The 14,076-nt window shown below is 56.6% G+C and carries 14 protein-coding genes and 1 riboswitch; of the genes, 6 read left to right on the top strand and 8 right to left on the bottom strand.

The genetic code is table 11. The annotated features are described in order from the left end of the window. Positions 1-174: 174 nt before the first annotated feature. Genes WFO64_RS01840 through WFO64_RS01830 form a run of 3 tightly spaced genes read left to right on the top strand, consistent with a single transcriptional unit; the run spans position 175 to position 3,145 of the window. Entirely contained in the window at positions 175-936 is a 762-nt protein-coding gene (locus tag WFO64_RS01840; protein ID WP_337008442.1) for an endonuclease/exonuclease/phosphatase family protein, read from the top strand. After that, the gene (gene clsB, locus WFO64_RS01835; RefSeq protein ID WP_337008440.1) at positions 933-2,177 is read left to right on the top strand and encodes a cardiolipin synthase ClsB; all 1,245 of its coding nucleotides are present in this window, start codon (positions 933-935) and stop codon (positions 2,175-2,177) included. The genes WFO64_RS01840 and clsB overlap by 4 nt, the downstream gene beginning before the upstream one ends. Beyond that, positions 2,177-3,145 (top strand): lysylphosphatidylglycerol synthase domain-containing protein, encoded by a 969-nt coding sequence (locus tag WFO64_RS01830; protein ID WP_337008438.1) that lies wholly within the window; start codon positions 2,177-2,179, stop codon positions 3,143-3,145. The genes clsB and WFO64_RS01830 overlap by 1 nt, the downstream gene beginning before the upstream one ends. A gap of 47 nt (positions 3,146-3,192) precedes the next feature. Here the strand turns inward: WFO64_RS01830 and WFO64_RS01825 are convergent, their stop codons facing one another. Next, entirely contained in the window at positions 3,193-3,900 is a 708-nt protein-coding gene (locus WFO64_RS01825) for a Bax inhibitor-1/YccA family protein (protein WP_061061965.1), read from the bottom strand. A 246-nt stretch (positions 3,901-4,146) separates the two neighbouring features. Then, positions 4,147-5,241, bottom strand: coding sequence for a DUF1615 domain-containing protein (locus WFO64_RS01820; protein WP_337008436.1), 1,095 nt, complete (start codon positions 5,239-5,241; stop codon positions 4,147-4,149). A gap of 106 nt (positions 5,242-5,347) precedes the next feature. On the opposite strand from WFO64_RS01820, the gene WFO64_RS01815 reads away from it, so the two are divergent. Further along, positions 5,348-6,133, top strand: a complete 786-nt coding sequence (locus WFO64_RS01815) for an OBAP family protein (protein WP_337008434.1) — start codon at positions 5,348-5,350, stop codon at positions 6,131-6,133. A 272-nt stretch (positions 6,134-6,405) separates the two neighbouring features. Here WFO64_RS01815 and moaE read toward each other — a convergent pair whose 3' ends face one another. The 5 genes from moaE to moaA all read right to left on the bottom strand — a co-directional run bounded on the left by moaE (position 6,406) and on the right by moaA (position 9,105). Beyond that, complete coding sequence (moaE, locus tag WFO64_RS01810) at positions 6,406-6,858, bottom strand: molybdopterin synthase catalytic subunit MoaE (RefSeq protein WP_337008432.1); 453 nt, start codon at positions 6,856-6,858, stop codon at positions 6,406-6,408. A gap of 1 nt (position 6,859) precedes the next feature. Then, positions 6,860-7,105 carry a molybdopterin synthase sulfur carrier subunit gene (moaD, locus tag WFO64_RS01805; protein WP_337008430.1) on the bottom strand — a complete coding sequence of 82 codons (246 nt, stop codon included), beginning with the start codon at positions 7,103-7,105 and terminating at the stop codon, positions 6,860-6,862. Continuing rightward, positions 7,098-7,583, bottom strand: a complete 486-nt coding sequence (moaC, locus tag WFO64_RS01800) for a cyclic pyranopterin monophosphate synthase MoaC (RefSeq protein ID WP_337008428.1) — start codon at positions 7,581-7,583, stop codon at positions 7,098-7,100. The genes moaD and moaC overlap by 8 nt, the downstream gene beginning before the upstream one ends. Before the next feature lie 2 nt (positions 7,584-7,585). Then, positions 7,586-8,101, bottom strand: coding sequence for a molybdenum cofactor biosynthesis protein B (gene moaB / locus WFO64_RS01795; RefSeq protein WP_337008426.1), 516 nt, complete (start codon positions 8,099-8,101; stop codon positions 7,586-7,588). Between the two features lie 14 nt (positions 8,102-8,115). Further along, positions 8,116-9,105, bottom strand: coding sequence for a GTP 3',8-cyclase MoaA (gene moaA / locus WFO64_RS01790; RefSeq protein ID WP_337009464.1), 990 nt, complete (start codon positions 9,103-9,105; stop codon positions 8,116-8,118). Continuing rightward, positions 9,092-9,225: riboswitch (molybdenum cofactor riboswitch) on the bottom strand. (Overlaps the previous gene by 14 nt.) Positions 9,226-9,429: 204 nt before the next feature. Here moaA and WFO64_RS01785 point away from each other — a divergent pair. Beyond that, positions 9,430-10,353 carry a gluconeogenesis factor YvcK family protein gene (locus WFO64_RS01785; protein ID WP_337008424.1) on the top strand — a complete coding sequence of 308 codons (924 nt, stop codon included), beginning with the start codon at positions 9,430-9,432 and terminating at the stop codon, positions 10,351-10,353. Here WFO64_RS01785 and uvrB read toward each other — a convergent pair. Next, complete coding sequence (uvrB, locus tag WFO64_RS01780) at positions 10,337-12,358, bottom strand: excinuclease ABC subunit UvrB (RefSeq protein ID WP_337008422.1); 2,022 nt, start codon at positions 12,356-12,358, stop codon at positions 10,337-10,339. The genes WFO64_RS01785 and uvrB overlap by 17 nt on opposite strands. 870 nt (positions 12,359-13,228) lie before the next feature. Here uvrB and WFO64_RS01775 point away from each other — a divergent pair. Then, entirely contained in the window at positions 13,229-13,951 is a 723-nt protein-coding gene (locus tag WFO64_RS01775; protein WP_207254383.1) for an ABC transporter ATP-binding protein, read from the top strand. The last annotated feature ends 125 nt before the right edge of the window (positions 13,952-14,076 follow it).

The raw sequence follows: 14,076 nt of genomic DNA, 5'->3' as shown, positions 1-14,076 counted from the left end.
TCTCCTGGCAGACCCAACAGGTCGCCCAAGTGCTACCGGCACAAGCCGGAAACGGTTTCCTCAATGTAAAACAATTTTCGGATAACGCCCTAATTATCGCCCTCTTTCACCACCCATTTGTGACAAAGACTACACTTTGATTCTATTGATGATGAAAAGGAGTGCGTCGCGAGTATGCCACAAATCAAGCAAGGATTTTCAATAAAAGTCCTGACGATCAATACACACAAGGGTTTCGCCCCGTTTAATCGCCGCTTCATCCTGCCCGAATTACGCGAAGCCGTTCGCGCAACGGCGGCGGATGTGGTCTTTCTGCAGGAGGTGATGGGCACGCATGCCATCCACCCACTTAACCATGAAGCCTGGCCCGAATCCCCCCATTACGAGTTTCTGGCCGACACCATGTGGAACGATTTTGCCTACGGGCGCAATGCGGTCTATCCGGAGGGACATCACGGCAATGCAGTGCTGTCCCGCTTCCCGATAACCGAGTATGAGAACCGCGATATCTCGGTGGCGGGCAGTGAAAATCGCGGCATGCTGCACTGCCAGATTGCTCTGCCCGAGCCGCACGGCACGCTGCATGTCATCTGTGTTCATCTGGGTCTGAAAGAGGCGCATCGTCACGCCCAAATGAAAATGATTTGTGAAATGGTCACTTCGCTGCCGCCCAATGCGCCCGTGGTGGTGGCGGGTGATTTCAACGACTGGCAGCGACGCGCTAACACTATTTTAAAACATGGCGCAGGCCTGAAAGAGGTATTCAGCATGAAAACCGGACGCCCGGCGCGCACCTTCCCGGCGCGCTTTCCGATCCTGCGGCTCGACCGCATCTATGTCCGCAACGCCGCCATCAGTCATCCGTGGGCGCTGCCGCGAAAGCCCTGGTCTCATCTTTCCGATCACGCGCCGCTGGCCGTGGAGATTCACCTATGAATTTTAGCTGGAAGGAAGGTAACCGGCTGCTGCTGCTGGAAAATGGTGAGGCGTTTTTCCCGCGCGTCTTCGGCGCGATCCAGCGGGCTGAACGCACGGTATTAATCGAAACCTTTATTCTTTTTGAGGATGACGTTGGCAACGCACTGCACCGCGAACTGCTGGCGGCGGCCCAGCGCGGCGTGCGGGTCGAAGTGATGGTCGATGGCTACGGCTCGGCCGAACTCTCAGACAAATTTGTTAACAGCCTGACCAGCGCTGGCGTGCGTTTCATCTACTACGACCCGCGTCCGCTGGTGATGGGGATGCGCACCAACGTTTTCCGCCGTCTGCACCGCAAAACCGTGGTGGTAGATGATGTGGTGGCCTTTGTCGGCGGAATCAACTTCTCTGCAGAACACAACACCGACTACGGCCCGGAAGCGAAACAGGATTATGCGGTGCAGGTCAAAGGCCCGGTGGTGGGTGACATCGCCCGCTATCTGCAACAGGCGATTGGCAGCGAACAGGCTACCCGTCGCTGGTGGGGATCGCGCTCTCATCGCCCGGCATTTAACGCCACGCCCGGCGATGCTCAGGTGCTCTATGTCTATCGCGACAACGACGAGCATCGCGATGACATCGAAGTGCATTATCTGGAGATGCTGCGGGAGGCGAAGCGGGATGTGATTATTGCCAATGCCTACTTTTTCCCCGGCTACCGTCTGCTGCGTGAGATGCGCAGCGCCGCGCAGCGCGGCGTCCGGGTCCGTCTGATTGTGCAGGGCGAGCCGGATATGCCGATTGTGAAAGTAGGCGCGGAACTGCTCTACAACTATCTGGTTGATGGCGGCGTGGAGGTCTACGAATATATCCGTCGTCCGCTGCACGGCAAGATCGCGGTAAAAGATGATCACTGGGCTACGGTTGGCTCCAGCAATCTCGATCCGCTCAGCCTGTCACTGAACCTTGAAGCCAATCTGATCATCCACGATCGGCCGTTTAACCAGACGCTGCGTGACAACCTGGAAGCGCTGCTGGCCAATGATTGCCAGCGTGTGCAGGAGGATCGCTTGCCGCCGCGCAACTGGTGGCAACTGAGCAAAAGCGTAGTGGTATTCCACTTCCTGCGCCATTTCCCGGCCATTGCTGGCTGGCTGCCGGCGCATACGCCGCTGCTGGCCCAGGTCAGTGCACCGGTACAACCTGAAATGGAGACGCAGGATCGCGTTGAAACTGACAACCCGGGAGCAAAATCCTGATGGCAAAAAAACATCCGCGCTGGCAACTGGCGAAAAAGATCCTCACCGTGCTGTTTTTTGTCGCAGTAATCGTTCTGCTGGTGGTTTATGCCCGCAAAGTGAACTGGGAAGATGTTTATGAGGTCATCGTTAACTATAACCGCTTTGTGGTGCTGACTGCCGCCGGATTGGTGGTACTGAGTTACCTGGTGTATGGCTGCTATGACCTGATTGGCCGCGCTTACTGCGGCCATAAGCTGGCGAAGCGGCAGGTGATGCTGGTGTCGTTTATCTGTTATGCCTTCAACCTGACACTGAGCACCTGGGTGGGCGGCGTAGCAATGCGCTATCGGCTCTATTCACGATTAGGTCTGGATAGCGGCACCATCACCCGTATCTTTTCCCTGAGCATCGCCACCAACTGGCTGGGCTATATTCTGCTGGCTGGCGTGGTGTTCAGTGCCGGCATGGTTTCGATTCCCGGCGGCTGGTTTATTGGTGAGACCACGCTGCGGCTGATTGGTGTGGTCCTGCTGGTGCTGGTGGCGATTTATCTCTGGGCTTGCACCTTCTCAAAGCAGCGGCGCTGGACGGTGAAAGGCCAGACCCTTCAACTGCCCTCACTGCGCATGGCGCTGCTGCAGTTTGGGGTTTCCTGTGCCAACTGGATGGTGATGGGAGCGATTATCTGGCTGCTGCTGGGCCGGGATGTCGGTTATCCGATGGTGCTGGGCGTGCTGCTGATCAGCAGTATTGCCGGAGTGATCATTCATATTCCGGCGGGCATTGGCGTACTGGAAGCGGTCTTCCTGGCGCTGCTCAGTGGTCAGCACGCCTCGCATGGCACCATTATTGCGGCACTGCTGGCTTATCGTGTGCTCTACTTTATCCTGCCGCTGCTGTTAGCGCTGGTGCTCTATCTGGGACTGGAGAGTCGGGCGAAGCATCTGCGTCAGAAGAACGAGCAGAAATTGCAGAAGTCGTCATAAAAACGGGGGATGCGCAGCCCGTGCGCCTCCCCCGCTATCCATCAGGCTTAACGGCGGTTGCCGAAAATCCGCAGCAGCATCAGGAACAGATTGATGAAGTCCAGATAGAGCGTCAGTGCGCCCATAATCGAGTAGCGACGCAGGTTTTCCGTGTCGCGGGCATCGATCTGCTCACCGATGTTTTTCAGTTTCTGCGTGTCATAGGCGGTTAAACCGACAAACACCACCACCCCGATGTAAGTAATCGCCCACATCAGCGCCGGGCTTTTCAGCCAGAAGTTCACCAGCGACGCCAGCACGATCCCAATCAGCGCCATAAACAGCAGGCTGCCAAAACGGCTAAGATCGCGTTTAGTGGTATAGCCGTAAAAGCTCATCGCGCCAAACATACCCGCCGTGACAAAGAAGGTACTGGCGATGGAGGAGTAGGTGTAGACCAGGAAGATACTCGCCATGGTAATGCCGGTCAGCGCCGAGTAGAGCATAAACAACCCGGTCGCCACTGCCCCGCTCAGGCGATGCACCATACCTGAAAGGAAAAACACCAGCGCCAGCTGCGCAATAATCAACCCGAAGAAGGTGATCCGGTTAGCAAACACCAGCTCCATGACCGCAGGCGTGCGCGCAGCGAACCAGGAGACAAACGCCGTCAGTAACAGGCCGCAGGTCATCCAGCCATAGACCTGCGCCATATAGGCTTGTAAACCGCGAGAGGCGGGTTGAACAATGGAATCATTTCTTGGATATCGGTCCATGATGCACCTCTTGTTGAACGGATTAGGACCGGCTCCACACACGGAACCGGATGAATTACCGGGTCTGGCAGGCATACGTTGTTTCTGTTTCAGCCCATGTGGCCAGCAACAGCGCGACACAACTGCCACGGGCCCGTACGGCCTTATGAGGATGCGCACAGTGCAGGGCCAGAATAACAATAAAAGTCGCCCGGAACTGGCTCTAAGTGTGGCACAGCTCAGCTCAACTGTGCCACAACATGCCGCTTAACGCCGCGACAGACACTGCTGATAACGGCTGTCGACCCGCTGCGCAAACCACGCGGTGGTAAGATTACGGGTAATTTTCGGGCTTTCCAGTTTGATGCCCGGTAGCATTTCACGCGGTAACCGACGACCCGCCATTTTATCGGCCAGGGTAAAGACCTGTTTCCAGAGATCGCTGTCACTGAACGTCTCCTTCTCCCCTTTCTCCAGATCGCGACGCATAGCGCTGTTGCTCATAGCGATCTGCTTCGACAGCGTGCGCACCGCCAGTTCGGTGCCGCCCGCCGCATCCGAGCCATAGAGGATCAGATCGCCATCCAGCGCCAGCTTCATGCCGGTGGCACGCGACACCGCTGCCTGGAATGCCGCATTGCGGCTAGCGTACCAGCCTGCATTGTAATCGGCAAAGCGGTAAAGCGGCTGGCTGTAGTCAGCCGGATAGCCGAGCAGGTGCATCGTCCCGAAGTAGATCCCGCCGTGACGGGTAAAGACTTCGCGCCGGATGGTGCCATCGACCGGCCACGGATAGCCTTTGGCGTGCGCTTCGGCAAATGCAATGCTGACCTGCATCGGCCCGCCGGTGTGGATCGGATTGAGATTGCCAAACAGTTTCTGCCCCATTGGTACCATGTCAATCAGGTCATCAAAAATAGCGCTCAATTCTTTTTCACTGCGCACTTTGTCAAGCCGGGCGGCGTAGCTTTCCCCGGTGGGCGATTTGATCAGCAGCGCGGTGCGCACCAGAAATGCCGGAACGTGCACTTTCGCTGCCCGGCGATCGATCTCACCCCAGGCGATTTTGGGCAGGCCCGGCACGGCGGCCTCCGCGCTGAAGTTGCTCTCCTGATCCGCCACGGCGATCACCGCGCAGAGATTGCTGGCGCTGGGATCGATCTGCTGAGTGCGGAAGGTGGTGTAGATATCGTCGCTCCACGCCGCTTTGTTGCTGACGTGCGGCGGCAACAGCCGCTGGATTTGCGCTTTAACATCCTCGGGCTGCCGCACCGGCACCTCAGGGGTTTTCTTGCTGCTACAGCCCGCCAGCACCAGCGCGGCGACCAGTGTCAAACGTTGCAAAATCGGGGTGGATGACATGCCTGTCCTCAGAATGAACCAAAACCTTACTCTATCATCGCCTGCGTTTCACAGGCAGGAGAGAACTGAACTAAGGTTACCTTTTTTACCGTTAAAGGAATTTACGATGTTTAAACTCTGGCCTGCGGCGGCGCTCAGCCTGTTATTAACCGGTTGCGGCGCAAATAATACGCCTGCCCAGGTGCAGTCACCGGGCGCACCCACTTCCTCCTCGCTTAAAGTGCTGGAAACCGGCGCCAGCGTGATGCAGTCACGTCCGCCCATCGATGCCATCAACACCTATCTCGACGGATTTCATTTTTATAGTGGCGATAAAAACGGTCAGATGGAGGCGCATCACTATGTCACGGTGCTGAACGACGATGTGATGCAAGCGGTGATTTACGACGGTAACACGCGCGACGCACGGTTGATGGGCGTGGAGTACATTATCAGCGAACGGCTGTTTAACACCCTGCCGCCCGAAGAAAAAAAACTCTGGCACAGCCATCAGTATGAGGTGAAATCGGGCACGCTGATTGCGCCGGGATTACCGGAAGTCGCGGACCATGCGCTGATGAAGCGCATTGTGAACACTTACGGCAAAACCTGGCACACCTGGCATACCGATCGGGACAAAACGCTGCCGATTGGCATTCCGGCACTGATGATGGGCTTTACGCAGGATGGCCAGATGGACTCGCGACTGCTGGCTGACCGCGATCGCCGTTTTGACGTCGACAGCAAAAAGATCCGCGCCCAGCGGGCGGATATCGTGGCACATCCGGCGGCGGCGGGTGCCAACGCCTGGCAGCAGGGCCAGGTCATTCAGTTGAAGCGGACCACTGGCGGCGGTGAACACAGCCACGGCCAGACCGGGTTTGGACCGGCAGAGCAGCTAAAGCAGCCTTAAGTTACGGCACTGAGCGGCGTGATGAGTGTGGTTGCGGGCAGTAGCGTGTAGGCGGTCAACGGCAACGCAGCGGGCGGCAACGCAGCGGGCGGTGACGCCGCTGCCCCCTGAGCCGTTAACGCCCGCTCAGAGCCTATTCCATCAGCCGTAATTGTTACAGGCAGACCGGACACGGACAGGCGGAACAACCGCAGCGTACACGAAGTACGTGGGGATTGTGAGCACTGCCCAGGTTCAGACTGACAAATAAAATAGCCTGATGGGCCAGGCGCTTAGTCCCAGCGCTGCGCAGCCTGGTGGTCGCTGTCGCGGGCATCCACCCAGCGATCGCCCTGCTCTGTCGCTTCGCGCTTCCAGAAAGGGGCACGGGTTTTCAGGTAATCCATTATAAACTCTGCGGCAGAAAAGGCGCTGCCACGATGGGCACTGGTGACGCCAACCAGCACAATTTCATCGCCAGGAAACAACTCGCCGACGCGGTGGATCACCGTGACGCGCTGCAGCGACCAGCGTTCACGCGCCGCATCAACAATTTCCTGCAGCGCTTTCTCAGTCATGCCGGGGTAGTGCTCCAGCGTCAGCGCCGCCACGTTGTGGCCCAGATTGTGGTTGCGGACTTTGCCGGTAAAGGTCACCACCGCCCCATCTTCATCACAGGCCGCCAGCCAGCGATACGCTTCCGCCATATCAAAGGGCGCGGGGCCGACGCGAATCTGCGTTTCCATCTTAGCCTCCGGTCACAGGCGGGAAAAAGGCCACTTCATCACCGGATCGCAGCGGGTGACTCATCGGCACCAGCGTCTGATTTACTGCTGCCAGCAACCTGTCAGGCTCCAGCGCCAGTGTCCAGCGGTCATCACGTTCTGCCAGCGCACGCCGCAACGCGGCCACATCCGCATAGTCAGCGCTGACCTCAAGCGATGCGGTGCCGGTCAACTCACGCACCTGCGCGAAAAATAGCACCTTAATCATGTGCGACCGCCTGGAAATCGCCACTTTTGCCACCGCTCTTGCTGATCAAGCGCAAGTGATCGATGACGATATCTTTCTGCACCGCTTTGCACATGTCGTAGAGGGTCAGCGCAGCAACGGAGGCTGCGGTCAGCGCTTCCATCTCCACGCCGGTTTTGCCGGAAAGACGGCAGAGCGTAGTGATGCGTACCCGGTTATAGTCCGGTTCAGCCTCAAGGTTTACCTCCACTTTGCTCAGCATCAGCGGATGACAGAGCGGTATCAGCTCCCAGGTGCGTTTCGCCGCCTGAATACCGGCGATGCGCGCGGTGGCGAAGACATCCCCTTTGTGGTGGCTGCCATCGATAATCCTCTGCAGCGTTTCCGGCTGCATCAGCACCAGCACTTCTGCCCGCGCTTCGCGCACAGTTTCAGCCTTGGCGGAGACATCCACCATGTGTGCTTCACCTGCAGTGTTAATATGTGTGAGTTGAGACATACTTACCGTTTCTTCAGATGTGAGACAAAATTACAGGGCGCGGTTCGCGCATCAAGCTGGTCAGCGATAATGCGTTCCCAGGCGGTACGGCAGGCGCTGGTTGAACCCGGCACGGCCAGGATCAGTGTCTGATTAGCCAGACCGGCAATGGCGCGCGACTGCAGCGTCGAACCGCCAATCTCTTCATAGGAGATCATCCTGAACAGCTCACCAAAACCATCAATCTCGCGGTCAAACAGCGGCAACAGCGCTTCCGGCGTGCTGTTTTTCAGGTTAAAGCCGGTTCCGCCATTTATGATGACCACCTGCACATCTTCACTGGCGATCCAGCGCGACACGGTGGCGCGAATGCGATAGAGATTATCCGGCACGATAGCGTGATCGACCACTTCATGACCTGCTTCCGCCGCCGCCGCACGCAGGTAGTCGCCGGAAGTATCGTTGCTGGTATCACGACGATCTGACACGGTCATCACCGCAATCTGCACTGCCTGAAATTCGCTGGCTGATTTGCCCATATTGCCTCCTGAAATTAGCCGCCGATGTAAGAGAGATTCTGTGTGATGCCGGTATTGCCCTGATGCAGAAAATGAGTCTGCTTTTTTTGCCCCAGGCTGCTGGCAATGCGCGCCTGGAGTTCGGCCTGCTGCTCATCTGATGCCAGCAGATCGCGCAACGGTACGCCGCCATCGCCAAACAGGCACAGGTGCAGATCACCCTGTGCCGAGACGCGCAGACGGTTGCAACTGGCACAAAAATCTTTGGCGTAGGGCATGATCAAGCCAATTTCGCCGACATAATCGGGATGGTAAAAGACCTGCGCTGGTCCGTCGCTGCGTCCGCTTTCACGACGCTGCCAGCCCTGGCCGATCAGCTGATCGCGGATCACCATGCCGGAAACGTGCTGATCACGGAACAGCGTGCCCCCGTCGCCGGTCTCCATCAGTTCGATAAAGCGCAGCTGGATCGGACGGGTGCGGATCCAGTCGAGGAAAGTCGCCAGATTACGGCTGTTAAGATCGCGCATCAGCACACTGTTGACTTTGACCTGGCGAAAACCGGCGTCCAGAGCGGCATCGATGCCGTTCATCACCTGATGGAACTTATCCTGACCGGTGATGGCGTGAAACTGACGGGCATCCAGGCTATCGACGCTGACGTTGAGGGCCGTTAAACCCGCGTCACGCCACCGTTTCACGTCACGCGCCAGCCGGTAACCGTTGGTGGTCACCGCGATCTGGCGAATAGAGGCGTTTTCACGCACTGCCGCAATGATGTCGGTGAAATCACGGCGCAGCGACGGCTCGCCACCGGTGAGCCGCACTTTTTCCGTTCCGGCAGCGGCGAAAGCCCGCGTGACGCGGCGGATTTCATCGAGAGAAAGAAAGCTTTTGTTGCGAATTCCCTGCGGCTTATAGCCGTCAGGAAGACAGTAGGTACAGCGGAAATTACAGACATCCGTGACCGACAGGCGCAGGTAATAGAACTTACGCGCGTATGCATCAGTAAATTGTGACACCAGAACACCTTTCCAGATTGGGAGATGCAGTCATTTCTTCCTGCACCCTGGCAGCTCAACGGCTACGGCCTGAACCCCCTATCCGCAGACGTAGGCATTCAGGCTTGAGTGTACGCTGACCCGTTGATCAGCGCGGTAAGCATGATGGTAGCGTGATTTTCGCTACTCTTCCATTTGCTCTTTTCGCTATATATTCTTATACATATCGAATTTTCACCGCATTTTCGCGACAGGATGCGTTAAAATGCGATCCAGATTTTGACGTAAGTCATCCGCGCGGGCTTCGCGTTTAGAGCCACGCCACGCGACGAAATAGTAAGGAGAAGCATGAATCGCACATTGGCCGATCTGGATCGTGTTGTGGCACTGGGCGGCGGACACGGTTTAGGCCGCGTGATGTCTGCCCTTTCCCCGCTGGGTTCGCGTCTCACTGGCATTGTCACCACCACTGACAACGGCGGATCAACTGGCCGTATTCGTCGCGCAGAAGGCGGCATCGCCTGGGGCGACATGCGCAACTGCCTTAACCAGCTGATTGCGGAACCCAGCGTCGCGTCGGCGATGTTTGAATACCGTTTTGCCGGTAACGGCGAACTGGCCGGACACAACCTTGGTAATCTGATGCTGCGGGCGCTGGATCATCTGAGTGTGCGTCCGCTGGAAGCCATCAACATCATTCGTAACCTGTTAAAAGTGGATGCCTTTTTAATCCCCATGTCGGAGCAGCCGGTGGATCTGGTCGCGATGGATGCCGAAGGCAATATGGTTTATGGCGAAACCGCGATTGACGAGATGAAGCAGCCACCGCAGGAGCTGATGCTGCATCCCAATGTGCAGCCGACGCGTGAGGCGCTGCAGGCGATTGGTGAAGCGGATCTGATCCTGATTGGACCCGGCAGCTTTTACACCAGCCTTATGCCGATTCTGCTGATGGAAGAGATGGCACAGGCATTGCGTCGCACGCCTGCCACCATGGTGTTCATCGGCAATCTGGGTCGTGAGCTCAGTCCCGCCGCCGCCAGTCTCTCGGTGGCCGACAAGCTTCAGATGATGGAGCGGTATATCGGCAAGCGAGTGATTGATGCTTTAGTCGTCAGCCCGGCCGTAGATACCCGTGGCATTGAAAACCGGCTGATTGTCCGTGAACCGCTGGAGGCCGCCGACATTAAATATCGTCACGACCGCCAGCTGCTACGGGTGGCGCTGGAACACGCCATTCAGGGCTTTAACGGCACTACGATGCAGCAATAAACAGCGTGCGCAGCTCGTGCAGCTGATCGCGCACGCTTGCCGCCTGTTCAAACTCCAGGTTCTGCGCATGCTGCTGCATCTGCCCTTCCAGCTCGTGAATTTTCTTCTGCAAGGCCTGCGGCGTTAACAACTGGAAGTCGGCCTGTGCCTGGGCTTCGCCAGGACGTGCCGGTTTCGCTTTGCCGCGGGTTTTCACCACGTTTTTGCCCAGTTCCAGAATATCGGTGATCTTTTTATTCAGGCCCTGCGGCACAATGCCATTCTGTTCGTTATGCAGTTGCTGTTTCTCGCGGCGGCGCTCAGTCTCTTCAATGGCGCGCGCCATCGACGGCGTAATTTTATCGCCGTAAAGAATCGCTTTACCGTTGATGTTACGCGCCGCACGGCCAATGGTCTGAATCAGCGATCGTTCTGAACGCAGGAAGCCCTCTTTATCCGCATCGAGAATCGCCACCAGCGACACTTCCGGCATATCCAGACCCTCACGCAGTAAGTTAATGCCTACCAGCACATCAAACTCACCCAAACGTAAGTCGCGGATAATCTCCATGCGCTCCACCGTGTCGATATCGGAGTGCAGATAACGCACCTTCTCGCCATGCTCCGCCAGATATTCGGTGAGATCCTCCGCCATGCGTTTAGTCAGCACCGTCACCAGCACACGCTCGTTGATGGCCACGCGCTGGCGGATTTCGGACAGCAGATCGTCGACCTGAGTGCCGACCGGACGCACGTCGATGATCGGGTCCAGCAGGCCGGTAGGACGCACCACCTGATCGATCACTTCGTCGCCCGATTTTTCCAGCTCATATTTGCCTGGCGTCGCCGAGACATAGATGGTCTGCGGTGCCAGCGCCTCAAACTCTTCAAACTTCATCGGGCGGTTATCCAGCGCCGACGGCAGACGAAAACCATACTCCACCAGCGTCTCTTTACGCGCCCGGTCGCCTTTGTACATGCCGCCAATTTGCGGAATGGTCACGTGCGATTCATCCACCACCAGCAGGCCATCGGCGGGCAGATAGTCAAACAGCGTCGGTGGCGCTTCGCCCGGCCCGCGTCCGGAGAGGTAGCGTGAGTAGTTCTCAATGCCGGAGCAGTAACCCAGTTCACTCATCATCTCCAGGTCAAACTGGGTACGCTGGGTAATGCGCTGCTCTTCCAGCAGCTTATTGTTCTCCAGCAGCACCCGCCGGCGGTCAGCCAGCTCAACTTTAATGTCTTCCATCGCCTGGAGAATACGCTCACGCGGCGTGACGTAGTGCGTCTTGGGGTAGATGGTAAAGCGCGGCACCACCGAATCGATCTGGCCCGTCAATGGGTCAAACAGCGACAAGCGCTCCACCTCTTCATCAAACAACTCGACGCGCAGCGCAATATCGTCTGACTCCGCCGGGAAGATATCGATCACTTCACCACGCACCCGGAAGGTGCCGCGCTGGAACGCCTGATCATTTCGGGTGTACTGCAACTCCGACAGGCGGCGCAGAATACTGCGCTGGTCGATAATCATGCCGCGAGTCAGGTGCAGCATCATTTTCAGATAGAGATCGGGATCGCCCAGACCGTAAATAGCAGAAACCGATGCCACTACAATGACATCGCGCCGCTCCAGCAGCGCCTTGGTGGCCGACAGACGCATCTGTTCGATGTGTTCGTTCACCGACGCATCTTTTTCGATAAAGGTGTCGGAGCTCGGCACATAGGCTTCCGGCTGATAGTAGTCGTAGTAAGAGACGAAAAACTCGACAGCGTTTTCCGGGAAAAACGCTTTCATCTCGCCATAGAGCTGGGCGGCCAGCGTCTTATTTGGTGCCAGCACCATGGTCGGACGGTTAAGGTCGGCAATCACGTTGGCGACGGTAAAGGTCTTACCGGAGCCGGTTACGCCTAATAGGGTCTGATGGGCCAGTCCATCCTCCAGCCCTTCTTCCAGGCGACGGATCGCCTCAGGCTGATCGCCCGAAGGTTTAAAGGCGGAGTTCAATTTAAAGGCTTTACTCATGAATGCAGTTCCTGCTGGAGAAGTCGGCGGGCAGGCACTTATTTTACTCTGCTATGGTGATTTTGCCAGAAAATAACACTGGATATAAAAACAGTATTGGTGCAATGTTAACGCCTGCAGGGTGACAAACGTGCTGCAAAGTGTATTGCGCAATGTTATCCCCAGGCCGGGATCTGATTTAACATTTGTCAATAGAACGTCACAAAATTACAGTTCGGTTACCTGACAGATAATTCTCAGGCTTGTTTTTTGATAACAAGCTGATTTTATTGAATTAAGACCTTAAGGCCAGATTCTCGTCATTATGTTACCAGGCCGCGTATTTCCTCGCTTCCAACTGGTTTTCATTACCTAATGCACAAGGTTATCCACAGGAATGGTGGATAACTGATGGCAGCCCTGCCGCCATCAGCTGTGTATAATTTTTCCCTGCCCTCCCGACACGGTGAAAATATTTTTTTTTGCGTTAATTTTCGCATCGGCTGCTGACGGATTATTCTGCATTTTTAAACTGTCATCGGTGACATCACACCTATTTTCACGGCTCAGACTACCATTCTTAATCAGACTCCCTGCCTCGTCACAGCACGGCTGCACCAGAAACATCACCCTGAAGCACTGCAAAAGTGCAACCGCGTGACCACCGCAGGGAATTGATAAGTTTTGCTCACCTTTTGACCCTGAAACAGAGCACTGCAGCAGGAAACAGGTCCGTTTTTAGATCTGGCCTGGGAATTGCAATACTCATTAGCGTCACCGCGCTCAACGCGCACTGTGCTGCAATGGCGAGGCTGCCGTTGCTGATGACTTGTTTGCCAGACGACAGAGAGCGGAAGCAATCAGGCTAATGATCGGGAAGGAGAATGTCAGATGCTGAGTTTACGTTCGGTAAATCAATTTTACGGCCAAAACCATATTCTGTGGGATGTGGACCTGGATCTGTCGCCTGGCACCTGCACCGGCATTCTGGGCCGTCCTGGCATGGGTAAAACTACGCTGGTGAACTGCATCATGGGCAGACTACCGATTAACAGCGGCTCAATATCCTGGAAAGAGGATGGCTCACCGCCGGAAGATCTGCTGCTCCAACCGGCTGAACAGCGGGCGCAGATGGGGATTGGCTATGTGCCTCAGGGTCGCCATATTTTTACCCAGATGAGTGTGGAAGATAATCTGCTGATTGCACTGCTGGCGGGCGCCAGCCAGCGTGAGCGCCATCGCGCTATTCCAGAAATGGTGTTCGACCTGTTCCCGGCGCTCTACTCACTGCGCCAGCAGCGCAGCGGCGATCTGCCTATCGATCAACAGCAACAGCTGGCCCTGGCGCGTGCGCTGGTGCTGCAGCCTAAACTGCTGATTCTGGATGAACCCACCGACGGGATGTCGCCGTGGCTGGAAGAAGAGATGGGTAACCTTATCCGCCGGCTTAACCTCGACTACGGGCTGACCATCCTGCTGCTGGAGCAGCGCCTGTCGCTGATCCGTCGCGTGGCGGACTATTTCCTGCTGCTGCATCGCGGCCGCAATGTGGCGCAGGGCAGCATGGAACAGCTCGATGACCACACCGTCGATAAATGGCTGACGGTCGCCTGATGCTCAGAGCCTGGCCCGGCAGACGTAATGGTTGCAGCCAGTCTGGACATGGACAGCGTGGAACAACCGAAACGTACAGGTAGTACGTGAGGATTGTGAGCACCGCCCAGGTTCAGACTGACAAA

Origin of the sequence: Pantoea sp. AS142, assembly GCF_037152305.1 — a bacterium.
Taxonomy (GTDB): Bacteria; Pseudomonadota; Gammaproteobacteria; order Enterobacterales; family Enterobacteriaceae; genus Pantoea.
This window is presented reverse-complemented; position numbering and strand designations above follow the sequence as displayed.

Coding starts and splice junctions, on each gene's coding strand:
- uvrB (WP_337008422.1), bottom strand. CDS start 12,358: ATGAGTAAAGCCTTTAAATTGAACTCCGCCTTTAAACCTTCGGGCGAT.
- WFO64_RS01820 (WP_337008436.1), bottom strand. CDS start 5,241: ATGTCATCCACCCCGATTTTGCAACGTTTGACACTGGTCGCCGCGCTG.
- WFO64_RS01815 (WP_337008434.1), top strand. CDS start 5,348: ATGTTTAAACTCTGGCCTGCGGCGGCGCTCAGCCTGTTATTAACCGGT.
- WFO64_RS01825 (WP_061061965.1), bottom strand. CDS start 3,900: ATGGACCGATATCCAAGAAATGATTCCATTGTTCAACCCGCCTCTCGC.
- WFO64_RS01840 (WP_337008442.1), top strand. CDS start 175: ATGCCACAAATCAAGCAAGGATTTTCAATAAAAGTCCTGACGATCAAT.
- moaD (WP_337008430.1), bottom strand. CDS start 7,105: ATGATTAAGGTGCTATTTTTCGCGCAGGTGCGTGAGTTGACCGGCACC.
- WFO64_RS01775 (WP_207254383.1), top strand. CDS start 13,229: ATGCTGAGTTTACGTTCGGTAAATCAATTTTACGGCCAAAACCATATT.
- moaE (WP_337008432.1), bottom strand. CDS start 6,858: ATGGAAACGCAGATTCGCGTCGGCCCCGCGCCCTTTGATATGGCGGAA.
- WFO64_RS01785 (WP_337008424.1), top strand. CDS start 9,430: ATGAATCGCACATTGGCCGATCTGGATCGTGTTGTGGCACTGGGCGGC.
- moaB (WP_337008426.1), bottom strand. CDS start 8,101: ATGGGCAAATCAGCCAGCGAATTTCAGGCAGTGCAGATTGCGGTGATG.
- clsB (WP_337008440.1), top strand. CDS start 933: ATGAATTTTAGCTGGAAGGAAGGTAACCGGCTGCTGCTGCTGGAAAAT.
- WFO64_RS01830 (WP_337008438.1), top strand. CDS start 2,177: ATGGCAAAAAAACATCCGCGCTGGCAACTGGCGAAAAAGATCCTCACC.
- moaC (WP_337008428.1), bottom strand. CDS start 7,583: ATGTCTCAACTCACACATATTAACACTGCAGGTGAAGCACACATGGTG.